Raw genomic sequence first — 17,361 nt, 5'->3', positions numbered from 1 at the left:
TACCCGCAACTGGTCGTCGGTGACCGCCAACTGGATGTCTTTAGCCTTGAGTGTTGCCAACAGTTCGATCACGTTCACAGGACGATCTCCATTCTTTCCGTAATTGCGGCGTAACCGGCCAGGGTCGGTTGTTCAAACAACGCCCTGACTTCGGCTTCCATGCCTTCCTGACGTAACCGGCCGATCAGACTGACCGCCAGCAATGAGTGCCCGCCCAGTTCAAAAAAGTTGTCGTGGCGCCCTACCCGTTCCACGTTGAGCAGTTCGGCCCACAGTCCGGCCAAGAGGATTTCCACTTCGCCGACCGGTGCTTCGTATTCACGTGTGATCACAGAAGCTTGATCCGGCAATGGCAAGGCCTTGCGGTCGAGTTTGCCGTTGGGGCTCAGTGGCAGCGCATCGAGGTGCATGAACACCGCCGGCACCATGTAATCCGGTAGGTGTTCGAGCAGGTGACCGCGCAGTACGTCGATTTCCAGGCGGGCGCCGGTGTAATAGGCGACCAGACGTTTGTCCCCCGGTACGTCTTCGCGGGCCAGCACCGCCGCTTCCTGCACGCCGCTGATGTCGGTCAGGCGTGACTGGATTTCACCGAGTTCGATACGCAGGCCTCGGATCTTCACCTGATCGTCGTTGCGGCCCAGGTATTCGATGTTGCCATTGGCCAGATAACGAGCGACGTCGCCGGTGCGGTACATCCGACCATTGGGCTGGAATGGATCCTGAAGGAAACGCTCAGCGCTGAGTTCAGGACGGTTCAGGTAACCCCGCGCCACCTGCACACCACCGATGTACAACTCGCCGACCACGCCTTGCGGCACCGGTTGCTGCTGGGCATCGAGGATGTACATGCGGGTGTTGGCGATCGGTTTGCCGATTGGCGTGTTGTCCGGCGTGGTGTCGACGGGCCCGGCGCAATCCCACGCCGTGACGTCCACCGCTGCTTCGGTCGGGCCATAGAGGTTGTGCAAACCACTGTTCGGCAATTGCTGTTTGAAGCGCCGCACCAGACTGCCCGGCAAGGCTTCACCGCTGCACATCACCTGACGCAAGCCGTTGCAACGTGCGGTGTCGCCATGGGCGAGGAACACGTCGAGCATCGACGGCACGAAGTGCAGCGTGGTGATCTGCTGTTGTTCGATCACTTCGCTGAGGTACAGCGGATCCTTGTGCCCGCCCGGACGGGCCATCACCAACCGGGCGCCGGTCATCAGTGGCCAGAAGAACTCCCAGACCGAGACGTCGAAGCTGAACGGCGTCTTTTGCAGCACCGCATCTTCGAAGCCAAGGCGATAGGCGTCCTGCATCCACAGCAAGCGGTTGACCACCCCTGAATGCTCGTTGATCACGCCTTTCGGCTGACCGGTCGAACCCGAGGTGTAAATCACGTAAGCCGTGTGCTGCGGAGTCAGTCCATCGACCGACAAGTTATCGCCCGACAGCGATTGCCAGGTGTCGTGATCCAGATCGACCACCGGCACCGCCACCTCACCCAACAACCCGCGAGTCGAGCCCTGCACCAACACCGCCGACGGCGCGCTGTCTTCCAGCATGTAGGCCAGACGCTCCAGCGGATACGCCGGATCCAGCGGCACATAACCGCCGCCAGCCTTCAAAATGGCCAGCAACCCGACCACCATTTCCAGCCCGCGCTCGACACAGATCGCCACCCGCGCATCCGGGCCAACACCCAAACCGCGCAAGTGATGGGCCAAACGGTTGGCCCGAGCATTCAGCTCGGCATAACTCAGTCGCTGTTCACCGGAAAGCACCGCCACCGCCTGCGGCGTGCGCAACACTTGCGCCTCGAACAGACCATGAATGCTCTGCTCAAGGTCGTAGCCGACGTCCGTAGCATTGAGGTCGAACAACAACCGCTGCCGCTCACCCCCCTCAAGAATCGGCAAACGATTCATCGCCCGCGTCGGTGCCTGCTCCAGCGCCTCCACCAACGCCAACAGCGCCGTTTGCATGTAACCGCAAATCCGCTGCGCGCCAATGTCCGCCGGCACCATGGCAATCAACGAGAAACCGTTGCCCAGGTCATCGACGTTCAGGCTCAGCGGGTAGTTGGTGCGTTCTTCACTGCTCAGGGTCTCGATGCCTTGCCAGGCCTGAATCACGCTGTCCGAATGCTCGGCGCCGTGACTATGCCGGTAGTTGAGCATCGCGCTGAACAACGGCGACGGCGCCGCGATCCCGCTGCAACGCTGGGCCAGCGCCAGCGAAGCATGCTCATGCCCCAGCAGCGCGGTGAGACGCTGATGCGTCGCCTTGACCGCTTCGCGCACCGGGGTTTCGCCAAGATCGACCCGCAACGGCAAGGTGTTGATGAACATGCCCAGCGCGCGGTCGGCGCCCTGACCGCCCTGCATCCGGCCCATCAACACAGTGCCGAACACTACATTGTCCTGCCCGGACGTCGCCGCCAATACCTGGGCCCACGCGAGGTGGAACAGGCTGGCCACGCTGATGCCCAGCTGCCGCGCCTGACTGCGCAGACGCAGGTTCAGGCCGTTGTCGAGCGCCTGCTGCACTTCCTCAATGCCGCGTCCGTCGCCGCGCACATCGCGCAGGCTGAACGGCAAAGTCGGCTCGTCGATGTCGCCGAGCATGTCGCGGAAGAACGCTTCATGTTCCTGCTCCGTGACGCCTAGCCGCGCCTGCGCCACGTAGTTGCGGTACGGCACCGCCGCTGGCAACGGCTCGTCGGCCCCACGCAGGTACGCCTGCATTTCATGGCGCACCACTTCCAGCGCAGTGTGGTCGAGCACGATGTGATGGAACAGCAGCATCGCCACCACCCGGTCATGGGCCGGATCGCGGGCGTACACCAACCGCAGCAACGGCGCCTGAGCGATGTCGAGGCGGTAATGCCGGGCATCGAAGCGGGCGTGCAGTTGTTCAAGGATGTCGCCGGCCGAAGGATCCAGCATGACCTCCTGCACCACCAGTTCAGCCCGACGCCACACGACCTGCACCGGCACGCTCAAACCTTCCCACACCACACCGGTACGCAACACGTCATGGCGGTCGATGACGTGTTGCAACGCTGCGCTGAAACGCTGCAGACGTTCAAGACTGTCAAACGCCAGCCGCGATTGCAGCAGGTAGGGATCGCCTTCTCCCGCACTCAAGTGGTGGTAAAGAATGCCTTCCTGCAACGGCGCCAACGGATAAATATCCTGCACGTTCGCGGCGCCGCCCGGCACGCTGGACACCACGCGTTCGATAGCGGCCTGATCCAGCGAAACCAGCGTCAGCATGTCCAGGGTGATGCGGGTGCAACCGGCCGCGATGCGATTGGCCGGCACTTCGATTTCCCGCCCGCTGCCCACGGCGGCGGCCAGTGCGGCCAGGGTCGGCTGACTGAACAGCACGCGCACGTCGGTGCTCAGGCCGATCTGACGCATGCGTTCGATCAGGCTCACCGCCAGCAGCGAGTGCCCGCCCAGTTCAAAGAAGTGATCGTGACGCCCGACCCGCTCGACTTTCAGCACCTCGGCCCACAACCGGGCCAAAGCGATTTCGGTCTCGCCGACGGGAGGTTCGTATTCACGCACCAGCACCGACTCGGCACCGGGGGCCGGCAGCGCCTTGCGATCTACCTTGCCGTTGGGGCTCAGCGGCAGGCTGTCGAGCGCGACGAATGCCGACGGCACCATGTAATCGGGTAAGCGTGCGAGCAAGTGTTCGCGCAACGCCTCGATCCCCGGTTGCCCGGCTTCGGCGTGCCAGGTGAAGTACGCCACCAGACGCTCCTCACGCACCAGCACCACGGCTTCTCGCAAGGCTGGATGGCTCAACAGTTGCGCTTCGATCTCACCCGGTTCCAGACGCAAGCCACGCAGCTTGACCTGGAAGTCGTTGCGCCCGATGAATTCGAGCTGGCCATCGGCGCGGTAACGCACCCGGTCGCCCGTGGCGTACAGCCGATCGCCGGCCACGAACGGGCTCGGGATAAACCGTTCGACCATCAATTGCGGTAACCCCAGATAACCCCGCGCAACCCCGGCACCGCCAATGAACAACTGACCGGTGACGCCCATCGGCACCGGCCGTTCGGCGGCGTCGAGTACATACAGACGGGTGTTGTTGATCGGCCGTCCGATCGGCAACGCACTGTCCGGCACCGGCATCGACGGTTCCAGCGTCCACACCGTGCTGTCGACCGTGGCTTCAGTCGGACCGTAGACGTTGTGCAAACGCACTTTCGGCAAACGCTCACGTACCAGACGAGCCAGCGCCGGGGTCAGGTCGCCGCCACCACAGAACACATCGGTGAGGCTGCTGCACTGGCTGACATCGTCCTGCTCGAGGAACTGTTGCAACAGCACCGGCACGAACTGGATCACGCTGATCCGCTGCTCGCGAATCACCTGCGCCAGATACGCCGGCTCGCGGTGCCCGTCAGGACGCGCCAGCACCAGACGCAAACCGGCGCCCAACGGCCAGAACAGCTCCCAGACCGAGGCATCGAAACTGAACGGGGTTTTCTGCAACAGGGCGCCGTCCGTCACGGCAGGACACAGCTGAGAACTCCAGTGCAACAAATTGCCCACGCCGCGATGCTCGACCATCACACCTTTCGGCGAACCGGTCGAACCGGAGGTGTAGATCACATAGGCCAGGTTCGAAGCGCTCAGGTTCGGCACTTGCGGATTGTCGTCCGGATTGAATGTCCAGTGAGCCTGATCCAGATCGATCACCAGCGCGGTGCTCTCGCCCAGCAACTCACGCGTCGCCCCATGAACCAGCACCGCCACCGGGGCGCTGTCCTTGAGCATGTAATCCAGACGTTCCGCCGGATACGCCGGGTCCAGCGGCACATAGGCACCGCCCGCCTTGAGAATACCGACCAGACCGACTATCAGCTCCAGCCCGCGCTCGACACAGATCGCCACCCGCGCATCCGGCCCCACGCCCAGTTCGCGCAGGTGATGGGCCAGACGGTTGGCCTGTGCGTTGAGCTCGGCGTAAGTCAGCCGCTGTTCACCGGCCTGCAACGCAACGGCTTGCGGCGTGCGTTGTACTTGTGCCTCGAACAGCCCGTGAACGGTCTGCTCCAGATCGTCTGCGGTGTCGGTGACGTTGAGGTCGTACAGCACCTGCTGACGTTCTGCGCCGTCAAGGATCGGCAAGCGGTTCAGCGGCTGATCCGGTGCCTGCTCCAGAGCATCCGCCAGTGCCTCCAGCGCGGTCTGCATGTAGTCGCAGATCCGCTGCGAACCAATGCTCGCCGGGGTCATGGCGGTGAGCACAAAACCGCTGCCCAGATCATCGACACCCAGGCTCAATGGATAGTTGGTGCGCTCCTCGCTGCTCAGGGTCTCGATGCCTTGCCAGGCCCGACGCACGCTTTGCTGTTGCGCCTCGTCGGCGCTGTGCCGGTAGTTGAGCATCGAACTGAACAGCGGCGATGGTGCGGCCACACCGCTGCAACGCTGGGCCAGCGCCAGTGAAGCGTGTTCATGACCGAGCAAAGCACTCAGACGCGCATGCGTCGCCCGAGCCCCTTCGCGCACCGGAGTTGTCCCCAGATCGACCCGCAGCGGCAAGGTGTTGATGAACATCCCCAACGCCCGGTCGGCACCCTCGCCGCCCTGCATCCGGCCCATCAGCACCGTGCCGAATACCACACGATCCTGCCCGGATGTCGCGGCCAGCACCTGTGCCCACGCAAGGTGGAACAGGCTGGCCACGCTGATGCCCAGTTGCCGTGCGAGGCTGCGCAGACGCTGGCCGGTCGCTTCGGTCAGAGCCTGCTGCGTTTCCTCGATGTCGCTACCGTCACCTTGTACATCCTGCAATCCGAACGGCAGGGTCGGCTCGTCGATGTCGCCGAGCATTTCGTGGAAGAACGCTTCGTGCTCCTGCTCGCTGACACCCAGCCGCGCCTGCGCCACGTAGTTACGGTAAGGCACGGCCGCACCCAGCGAAGTTTCATGCCCTTGCAGGCAGGCGAGCATTTCGTGCTGCACCACGTCCAGCGCGGTGTGATCCATCACGACATGGTGGAACAGCAACATCGCGACTACCCGATCGTGGGCCGGATCACGGGCATACACCAGACGCAGCAACGGTGCCTGACTGATGTCGAGCCGGTAGTGCCGGGCATCGAAACGCCCGTGCAACTGCTCGAGGACATCGCCATCCGCCGGGTCGAGCACGATCTCCTGTACCGGCAGCTCGACGTGACGCGAGACCACTTGCATCGGCTCGGCCAGTTCCTGCCAGATCACCGCCGTGCGCAGGATGTCGTGACGGGAAATGACCTGGCGCAGCGCTGCCGCGAACGCTTCCACACGCTCGACGCTGTCGAAGGCCAGCCGCGATTGCAGCAGGTACGGGTCGCCCTGCTCTGCGCTCAAGTGGTGATAGAGGATGCCTTCCTGCAACGGTGCCAGCGGATAAATGTCCTGCACGTTGGCGGCGCCGCCCGGCACTGTGGCAACGATCCGGTCGATGCTCGGCTGATCCAGTTCGGTGAGGTTCAGCAGGTCCGGGGTGATATGGGCGCAATCAGCTGGAATGCGGTTGGCCGGCACTTCGATTTCGCGACCGCTGCCCACCGCTGCGGCCAGGGCTGCCAGAGTCGGCTGGCTGAACAGCACGCGCACGTCGGTGTTCAGGCCGATCTGGCGCAGGCGTTCGATCAGGCTGACGGCCAGCAGCGAGTGGCCGCCCAGTTCGAAGAAGTTGTCGTGGCGACCGACTTTTTCCAGCTTCAGGACATCGGCCCAGATCTGTGCCAGCGCGGTTTCCAGCGGGCCTTGCGGGGCTGCGTATTCGCGGCTGAGCCAGGCGTTCTGATCCGGTTCCGGCAAGGCCTTGCGGTCGAGTTTGCCGTTGGCGGTCAGCGGCAAGGCGTCGAGGCGCACGTAAGCCGCCGGGATCAGCGCTTGCGGCAAACGGGTTTGCAGATGATTACGCAAGGCTTCGATATCGGCAGGCGCACGTTCGGTGAACCACACCAGCAACTGCCCGTCGCGCACCAGCGCCACCGCGTCCTGCACCGCCGGATGACTGGCCAGCGCCGCTTCGATTTCTCCCAGTTCAACCCGCACGCCGCGCAGTTTGACCTGATCGTCGTTGCGGCCCAGGTACTCGATGTTGCCGTCCGCCAGCCAGCGTGCGAGGTCGCCGGTGCGGTACATCCGCGCCTGCGGCTGATCGCTGAACGGGTCGGTGAGGAAGCGTTCGGCGGTCAGATCGGTACGGTTCAGATAACCGCGCGCCACCCCAGCGCCGGCGACGTACAACTCGCCCGTCACACCTACTGGCACCGGGCGTTGTTGGTCGTCGAGCAGATAGATACGGGCGTTGGCCATCGGCCGGCCGATGTGCAGCGGCTGGCCGACTTCCACCGGGCCGGACGTAGCGACCACCGTGGCTTCGGTCGGGCCGTAGTTGTTGATTACCGCAAAGCTCTGCGCACGGTTGAACTGACGCAGCTTGTCACCACCGATCAGCAAGGTGCGCAGGGTCGGGTGTTGCAGCTCGCGACTGAAGGCGTATTCGGCCACTGGCGTCGGCAAGAAGCTCACCTGCAACGGCTGCGCCCTCCACCAGTCGAGCAGTTCGTCCAGATGCTCATTGCTCACCGATTCTGGCGGCAAGTGCAACGTCGCGCCGACGCACAGCGCCGGCCAGACTTCCCAGGCCATTGCATCGAAACCGAACCCGGCAACGCTGGCGGTGTGGCTGCCGGCGTGCAGGTCAAAGGCTTCGGCGTGCCAGTGCACAAGGTTTTCCAAAGTCGCATGTTCGACCATCACGCCTTTCGGCTGGCCGGTGGAGCCCGAGGTGTAGATCACGTACGCAAGGTGCGCCGGGGTCAGGTACGGCAGTTGTGGATTGCTGTCGGGCAGGTGTCGCCAGGCGTCACTGTCCAGATCGATCACCGGCATCATGCCCAGCAGATCCCGGGTCGAAGCCTGTGCGAGCACGGCCACCGGATCGCTGTCCTGCAACAGGTAGGCAATGCGTTCAGCCGGATGCGCCGGGTCCACCGGCACATAACCGGCGCCAGCCTTGAGAATCGCCAGCAGGCCGACCAGCATCTGCGGGCCACGACGCACGCAGAGCGCGACGCGGTCGTCCGGTTGCACACCGAGGCCGATCAAGTGATGGGCCAGTCGGTTGGCACGCTGATTAAGCTGCCCGTAGGTCAGCTGTTGCGCACCTTGAATCACCGCGAGGGCATTCGGGGTGCGCTCGGCCTGAACCTCGACCATTGCATGAATCGTCGCGCCACGGGGATAGGCCGTAACCGGTGGATTGAAGCCGTCGACCAGACGCTCCAGCTCCGCAGTCGAAAGGATCGGCAAGCGGTTCAACGGTTTTTGCGGCGTCTGTTCCAGCGCCTGCACCAGTTGCTCCAGCGCGGTGTGCATGTAACTGCAAATCCGTTGCGCGCCGATCTGGCTCACCGCCAGCACCGACAAGGCAAAGCCTTCGCCCAGATCGTCGACACTCAAGGTCAGCGGGTAGTTAGTGCGTTCTTCACCGCCGAGTTTCTGCACGCCCTCCCAGATGCCCTGCCCGTTCTGCGACGACTGCGCAGGCGCACTGTGACGGTAGTTGAACAAGGCACTGAACAATGGCGACGACGCGGCGACACCACTGCAACGCTGGGCCAGTGCCAGCGAAGCATGTTCATGCCCGAGCAATGCCGTCAGCCGTGCATGGGTCGCCTTGACCCCATCGCGCGCGCCGGCGCCGACATCGATGCGCAGCGGCAAGGTGTTGATGAACACCCCCAGCGCCCGGTCGGCACCATCGCCCCCTTGCATCCGCCCCATCATCACCGTGCCGAACACCACATCGCCGCGGTTCGACAGCACGCCCAGCACTTGCGCCCAGGCCAGGTGCATCAGGCTGGCCGCGCTCACGCCCAGTTGCCGGGCCTGTTCACGCAGGCGCCCGTTGAGCTCCGCAGCCACCGGTTGCAGCGCTTCCTCGACGCCGTGACCGTCGCCCTGCACGTCCCGCAGTCCCAGCGGCAGGGTCGGTTCGTCGATGTCGCCGAGCATCTCGCGGAAGAACGTTTCGTGCTCCTGCTCGCCGAGCCCCAGACGTGCCTGAGCCACGTAGTTTCGATAAGGGATCGGCACCGAAAGGTTTTCGACCTCACCGAACATCACACCGCGCATTTCCTCGACGATCACTTCCAACGCGGTGTGATCAAGGATCAGGTGATGGGACAGCAGGATCGCCACCACGCGCTGCTGCTTCGGATCTTCGGCATACACCATGCGCAGCAGCGGCGCCTGGCTGATGTCGAGGCGGTAGTGACGGGCGTCGAAACGCTCGTGCAACTGCTCGAGGATGTCACCCTGCACCGGGTCCAGCGTTACGTGCTGCACCACCAGTTCGGCGTGGCGCCAAACCACTTGATGAGGGTTCGCCAGGCCTTCGTGGACAACGCTGGTGCGCAGGATGTCGTGGCGTGCGATGACCTGCTGCAAGGTGTCGGTGAAGGTCCGCAGACGTTCGACACTGTCGAAGGCCAGCCGCGATTGCAGCAGGTACGGGTCGCCCTGCTCCGCGCTCAAGTGGTGATAAAGGATGCCTTCCTGCAACGGCGCCAGCGGGTAGATTTCCTGCACGTTGGCAGCGCCGCCGGGCACCGTGGCGACGATCCGGTCGATGCTGGCCTGATCCAGTTCGGTGAGGCTCAGCAGGTCCGGGGTGATGTGGGTGCAATCAGCCGGAATACGGTTGGCGGGCACTTCGATCTCGCGACCGCTGCCCACCGCTGCCGCCAGTGCAGCCAGAGTGGGTTGGCTGAAGAGCACACGCACATCGGTGCTCAGGCCGATCCGGCGCAGGCGCTCGATCAGGCTCACCGCCAGCAGCGAATGGCCGCCCAGCTCGAAGAAGTTGTCGTGGCGACCGACCTTTTCCAGCTTCAGGACATCGGCCCAGATCTGCGCCAGCGCGGTTTCCACCGGGCCTTGCGGGGCTTCGTATGCCTGGCTGAGCCAAGCGCTCGGATCCGGCCGCGGCAAGGCTTTGCGGTCGACCTTGCCGTTGTTGTTCAGCGGCAAGGCGTCGAGCTGCACCCAGGCCGAGGGCACCATGTATTCAGGCAGGCGCGCTTGCAATTGTTCGCGCAGGCTGGCGCTGTCCACGCCCTCTTCGGCCGTGAAATACGCCACCAGACGCAGCGGCTCCTGGCCGTCCTGACGGGCCAGCACAATGGCTTCCTTGACCCCTTCGCAGTTCAGCAGACGGTTTTCGATTTCCCCCAATTCGATGCGGAAGCCACGGATTTTCACCTGATCGTCGTTACGGCCGATGCATTCCAGCTGGCCCGGTGCGAGCCAGCGGGCCAAGTCGCCGGTGCGGTACAGCAGCGCACCCGGTTGGTCACTGAAAGGATCTTGCAGGAATTTCTCGGCGGTCAGATCCGGGCGATTCAGATACCCCAGCGCCACGCCTTGCCCGCCGATGTACAGCTCGCCGGTCACGCCCATCGGTACCGGTTGCTGGCGGGCGTCGAGCACGTAGACCTGGGTGTTGGAGATCGGGCCGCCGATTGGCACGCTGTCGGCATCTTCCGCCACGTCGCGCACTTCAAACGTCGTGGCGTAGGTGGTGGTTTCGGTCGGACCGTAGCAGTGCACGATGCGCAGGTTTGGTGCCTCGGTCAGCAAGCGGCGGAAGGCGGCCGGATCGGCGCGTTCGCCGCCGCAGAGCACGATGCGCAGGCCCTTCAGCGCTTCGGGAATCAGCTGCACGTACTGGTTGAACAGCGCGGTGGTGACGAACAGGATCGTGGCGCCGGTGTTGGCCAGTTCACGTCCGAAGGCTTGCGGATCAAGCAAGGTCGCATGGTCGATCACCACCACTCGCCCACCGTTGAGCAGCGGCCCCCAGACGTCCATGGTGCTGGCGTCAAACGCCGGGTTGGAAGCGAATGCCACGCGATCCTGCGCATTGAAATCCGCATAGCCGTTGTTGATCACCAGCCGGCCGATCGCCCGGTGCGGCACCATCACCCCTTTCGGCGTGCCGGTGGAACCGGAGGTGTACATGATGTAGGCCAGCGATTCGGAAGACTGCGGCAGATCCGGGTTGTGAACCGGTTGCGCGCCTAGTTCAAGTAAATCCAGATCGACCCGGCGCTCGGTGTAATCAACCGCTTCAGTGCTCAAGGTCAGCAGCGCTTTCGCCCCGCAATCCTCAACCATGAACGCCTGACGCTCGGCTGGCGCGTTGATGTCCAGCGGCACATAAGCCGCCGCACACTTGCCGATGGCCAGTTGCGCGATCAACAGATCCAGCGAACGCGGCAACAGAATCGCCACATGCTCGCCCGGTTGCACGCCCTGCCCGATCAGATAATGGGCCAGTCGGTTGGCCCGTTGATTCAGCTCGTCATAGGTCAACGCCGCGCGGCCATGCACCGCCGCCACCGCTTGCGGATGCAGTTTCACTTGCTGCTCGAACAGACCATGAACCGTCGACCCCGACGGATAATCCCGCTGGGTCGCATTGAACCCAACCAACAACTCCCGACGCTCATCCGGCGGCAGAATCGACAATTGATCGACGCCCAATTGCGGCGTCTGCTCCAAAGCCTGCAACAGGCTGCCAACCGCAAGGTGCATGTAGTCACAGATTCGCCCGGCATCAATCCCGGCCGTGGTCAACGCGGTCAGGCTGAAGTCTTCGCCCAGGTCATCGACGCTCAGGCTCAGGCGGTAGTTGCTGCGCTCTTCGGCATCGAGCAACTGCATGCCCTGCCATGCCGCCACGACCTCGGCGGACGGTGTGCCTCCGCCACCACTGTGGCGGTAATTGAACAACGCATTGAACAGCGACGCCCCCGGCGCCATGGCGCTGCAACGCTGCACCAGCGCCAGCGGCGCGTGTTCGTGATGCAACAAGCGGTTCAAGCGCTGATGGGTCGCCAGCACGGCCTCTCTTACCGATTGCCCGACCAGATCGATGCGCAGCGGCAAGGTATTGATGAACACCCCCAGCGCCCGTTCGGCCCCTTCACCGCCGTGCAGCCGGCCAAGCAGCACCGTGCCGAACACCACGTTTTCACGCCCAGACAATTGCCCCAGCACGTTGGCCCAGGCCAGGTGCATCAGGCTCGCGGCGCTGACGCCCAGACGTCTGGCCTTGGCCCTGACCCGCTGGCTCAACGCGGTGTCCAGCAACCGCTGCGCATGCCCGTTGCCGTTGTCCGCGACAGAGCCCTGGCCATACGGCAGGGTCGGTTCGTCGATATCGCCGAGCATCTCGCGGAAGAACGTTTCATGTTCCTCTTCGCTCAACCCCGAGCGCGTGCGGGCGACATAAGTGCGATATGGCACCGGTTCGGCCAGTTGCCGCACCTGGCCGAGCAGGACTGCCTGCATCTCGTGGCGCAGCACTTCCAGCGCAATGTGATCCATGACCAGGTGATGGAACAGCAACAACGCCACCACGCGCCGGTTGACCGCATCCCAGCCGTGCACCACGCGCATCAGCGGCGCCTGCGTGACAGCCATGCGGTACTGCCGGGCATCGAAGCGGCTGCGCAATTGGCTCAGCGCATCCACATCAGCGGCGTCCAGTTCGACCGTTTCACACACCAGCGATGCCTGGCGCCAGACCACTTGCACCGGCTCTTGCAGACCGTCCCAGAACAGCGACGTGCGCAGGATGTCATGGCGTTCGATCACGGCCTGCAAGGCCTCGGCGAACACCCGCAGACGTGACTCATCGGCAAAGGCGAACTGCGCCTGCAACACATACGGATCGCCCTGCGGCGCCGATAAGTGATGGAACAGAATGCCGGCCTGCAACGGCGCCAGCGGGTAAATGTCCTGCACGTTGGCCGCGCCGCCGGGAATGCTGGCGACGATGCGGTCGATGGCGGGCTGATCCAGTGCAACCAGTGGCAGCATGTCCGGGGTGATGTGTTTGCAGTCCGGCGCGATGCGGTTGGCCGGGACTTCGGTCTCCGTCTCATCGCCGACCGCGGCGGCCAGTGCGGCGAGCGTCGGCTGATTGAACAGCACGCGCACGTCGGCGGCCAGACCGACATGGCGCATCCGCGCCACCAGGTTGACGGCCATCAGCGAGTGTCCGCCCAGTTCAAAGAAATTGTCGTGGCGCCCTACCCGTTCCACGTTGAGCAATTCGGCCCAGAGTCCGGCGAGGAGGATTTCCACCTCGCCGACCGGGGCTTCGTATTCGCGGGTGATGACCGAGGCCTGATCCGGGGCCGGCAGCGCCTTGCGGTCGAGTTTGCCGTTGGGGCTCAGTGGCAGTGCATCGAGGTGCACGAACACTGCGGGCACCATGTAATCCGGCAGGTGTTCCAGCAGATGGCTGCGCAGCACGTCGATTTCCAGACCGGCGCCGGTGTAGTAAGCCACCAGACGTTTATCTCCCGGCACGTCCTCGCGGGCCAGCACCGCGGCTTCCTGCACGCCGCTGATGTCGGTCAGGCGGGACTGGATTTCGCCGAGTTCGATACGCAGGCCACGGATCTTCACCTGATCGTCGTTGCGGCCCAGGTATTCGATGTTGCCGTCCGCCAGATAACGGGCGACGTCGCCGGTGCGGTACATGCGGCCATTAGGCTGGAATGGATCCTGAAGGAAACGCTCAGCGCTCAATTCGGGACGATTCAAGTAACCGCGAGCCACTTGCACGCCACCGATGTACAGCTCGCCGACCACGCCTTGCGGTACTGGTTGCTGCTGGGCATCGAGGATGTACATGCGGGTATTGGCGATCGGTTTGCCGATCGGGGTGTTGTCCGGTGTGGTGTCGATTGGCCCGGCGCAATCCCAGGCCGTAACGTCCACTGCCGCTTCGGTCGGGCCGTAGAGATTGTGCAAGCCACTGTTCGGCAATTGCTGCTTGAAGCGCCGCACCAGACTGCCCGGCAACGCTTCACCGCTGCACATCACCTGACGCAAACCATGGCAACGCGCGGTGTCGCCATGGGCGAGGAACACGTCGAGCATCGATGGTACGAAGTGCAGCGTGGTGATGCGTTCGGCTTCGATGACTTCGCTGAGGTACAGCGGATCCTTGTGGCCGCCCGGACGGGCCATGACCAGTCGCGCGCCGGTCATCAGTGGCCAGAAGAACTCCCAGACCGATACGTCGAAACTGAACGGAGTCTTTTGGAGGACCGCATCTTCAAAACCAAGGCGATAGGCGTCCTGCATCCACAACAAGCGGTTGACCACCCCTGAATGCTCGTTGATCACACCTTTCGGCTGGCCAGTTGAGCCGGAGGTGTAGATCACATACGCCGTGTGCTGCGGAGTCAGTCCATCGACCGAAAGATTATCGGCCGACAACGATTGCCAGGTGTCGTGATCCAGATCGACCACCGGCACCGCCACTTCACCCAACAACCCACGAGTCGAACCCTGCACCAACACCGCCGACGGCGCGCTGTCCTCCAGCATGTAGGCCAGACGCTCCAGCGGATACGCCGGATCCAGCGGCACATAACCGCCGCCAGCCTTCAAAATGGCCAGCAATCCGACCACCATCTCCAACCCGCGCTCGACACAGATCGCCACCCGCGCATCCGTGCCAACGCCCAAACAGCGCAAGTGATGCGCCAAACGATTGGCCCGAGCATTCAGCTCGGCATAACTTAGTCGCTGTTCACCGGAAAGCACCGCCACAGCCTGCGGCGACCGCGCGACCTGCGCCTCGAACAGACCATGAATGCTCTGCTGAAGGTCGTAATCAACATCAGTGGCATTGAAGCCATGCAGCAAATGCCGACGCTCATCCTCCGCCAGCACATCCACCTGCTCCAGCAACGCCTGATCGTCGCCGACCATGGCCTGCAACAGCTGCTGCAAGTAACCGGCATAACGCTGAACCGTCGATTCATCGAACAGCGCCGTGGCGTATTCCAGCGAACCCCGGATCACACCCTGGGCCTCGCCCAACGTCAGCGACAGATCAAACTTGGCAAAGTGGCTCGGCTCGGCCACCCCTTCCAGCGTCAGGTCACCGAGGGCCAGCGTTGCACCGCTGCCACTGTCCCAGCTCAGCAGCGTCTGAAACAACGGGCTGTGAGACAGGCTGCGCACCGGCCGGGTGATTTCCACCACCTGCTCGAACGGCAGATCCTGATGGGCCTGCGCTCCCAGCGTGCACGCCTTGACCCGCGCCAGCAGCGCCTCGACGCTCAGCGCGCCCGAGGTGTCGATGCGCACGGCCAGCGTGTTGACGAACAGCCCGATCAGCCCTTCGATTTCCGCCCGGTTACGGTTGGCGACCGGCGAGCCGATCACCACGTCCGACTGCCCGGACAAGCGACCGAGCAACATCGCCCACGCGCTCATCACCGCCATGTACGGTGTCACGCCGTGTCGTTGGCACAGCGCCTTGAGGCCTGCGCTCAAACGCTCATCCAGCCGGATGTCGACACTGCTGCCGGCGTAATCCTGCTGGGCCGGGCGTGGACGGTCGGTCGGCAACATCAACAGTGCCGGCGCACCGGTCAGGGTCTGCTGCCAGTAATCGCTCTGACGTTGCAAGACTTCACCGCTCAGCCAGCGGCGCTGCCACGCGGCGTAGTCGGTGTACTGCAACACCAGCGGCGGCAGCGGATCGGCCTCGCCATGGCTAAACGCCTGATACAGCGCCATCAGTTCGCGGGTCAGCACACCCATCGACCAGCCATCGGAGACGATGTGGTGCAGGGTCAGCAACAGCACATGATGATCATCGGCGAGTCGCACCAGACGCCCGCGAATCAGCGGATCGTCCTGCAAATCGAACGGCCCCGAGGCTTCGCCCTGAATCAGCGCCTGCAAGGCTTCGTCGGCCTGCGGGTGCTGGCGCAAGTCTTCGACCCGTAACAGCACACCGCTGTCGAGCGGCGCGATCAGCACCTGGGCTTCCTCATTGAACTGGGCAAAGCGGCTGCGCAAGGTTTCGTGACGCTCGACGATCCGCGCCAGTGCCCGTTGCAAAGCGGCTTCGTCGAGGCGACCACGCAGGCGCAGGCCGAGCGGAATGTTGTAAGCGGTGTTGGCGCCTTCCAGCTGGGACATGAACCACAAGCGTTGCTGGGCGAACGACAACGGCAGCGCGCCCTCGCGTGGAACCGGCCTGATTGCCGGTTGCGTGCAGCGTCCAGCCTCGGCCAGGACTTCGGCCACAGCGGCGAGTTCGGCATTGGCGAACAGCTCAGCGAGGGTCAGTTCCACGCCCAGCCGCTGGCGCACCTGAGACAGCATGCGCATCGCCAGCAACGAGTGGCCGCCCAATTCGAAAAAGTGATCCTGACGCCCGACCTGTTCGACCTGCAGCACTTCGGCCCAGATCTGCGCCAGGGTGGTTTCCAGTTCACCCTGCGGCGCCTGATAGTCGCGGGTGAACAAGGCGCTGCGATCCGGCGCGGGCAACGCCTTGCGGTCGACCTTGCCGTTGGCGGTCAGCGGCAGCGCGTCGAGTCTGACGAACGCCGCCGGCACCATGTACTCAGGCAATTGGCTGAGCAAATGCGCCCGCAGTTCCGCCACGGCCAGCGGTTCGACCTGTGGCTGTTCGGTGAAATACGCCACCAACCGCACCTGGCCAGGTTCGTCTTCGCGGGCCACCAGCACCGCTTCCTGAATACCGGGCAATTGGTTGAGGCGGGTTTCGATTTCGCCGAGTTCGACCCGCACACCACGGATTTTCACTTGATCGTCGTTGCGCCCCAGGTACTCGATGGAGCCGTCGGCGCGCCATCGGGCCAGGTCGCCTGTGCGGTACATGCGCCCGTGGTTGAACGGGTCGTTTACAAAACGTTCCTCGGTCAGATCCGGACGATTCAGGTAACCCCGGGCCACACCGGCACCGCCCACATAAAGCTCCCCGGCCACGCCGACCGGCACCGGACGCCGCTGCTCATCGAGCAGGTACACCGTCGCGTTGGCGATCGGTTTGCCGATGTGCAGCGCCTGCCCCGCTTCGACGATGCCCGAGGTGGCAACCACCGTGGCCTCCGTCGGGCCGTAGTTGTTGACCACATCGAACGACTGCTGACGGTTGAATTGACGCAAGCGGTCGCCGCCGATCAGCAGCGTGCGCAGGGTCGGGTGTTCGAGGTTCTGGCTGAAGGCGTATTCGGCCACTGGCGTCGGCAGGAAACTCACGTCCAGCGGCTGTGCGCACCACCAGTCGAGCAGCGCATCCACGTCTTCGCTGCCATCGCGGGCCGGCGCCAGGTGCAGGGTCGCGCCGGCACACAGGGCCGGCCAGACTTCCCAGGCCATGGCGTCGAAGCCGAAACCGGCAAGGCTCGATGTGTGGCGACCGGCGCACAGATCGAATGCTTTGCAATGCCAGTCGACGAGGTTGCTCAAGGTGTGATGTTCGACCATC

Annotated in this window: 2 protein-coding genes (both cut by a window edge); both read right to left on the bottom strand. The window is 63.8% G+C overall.

All coding sequences use genetic code 11. The features are described 5' to 3' along the window. Positions 1 to 78, bottom strand: part of the annotated coding region (locus PMI24_RS16915; protein WP_007955994.1) for a non-ribosomal peptide synthetase (this coding region is incomplete at its 3' end). The annotated region extends 12,106 nt beyond the left edge of the window; 78 of its 12,184 annotated nt are in view. Beyond that, positions 75 to 17,361, bottom strand: the 3' portion of a protein-coding gene (locus PMI24_RS16910) for a non-ribosomal peptide synthase/polyketide synthase (protein WP_007955993.1). The gene runs 5,297 nt beyond the window's last position; the window shows 17,287 of its 22,584 coding nt (coding positions 5,298-22,584); its start codon lies off the right edge, out of view; its stop codon occupies positions 75 to 77. The genes PMI24_RS16915 and PMI24_RS16910, both read right to left, overlap by 4 nt.

Origin of the sequence: Pseudomonas sp. GM25, from assembly GCF_000282255.1 — a bacterium.
In the GTDB taxonomy this organism is placed as follows: domain Bacteria; phylum Pseudomonadota; class Gammaproteobacteria; order Pseudomonadales; family Pseudomonadaceae; genus Aquipseudomonas; species Aquipseudomonas aphyarum.
The sequence above is the reverse complement of the archived record's forward strand: the minus strand, read 5'-3'. Positions and strand labels throughout refer to the sequence as shown.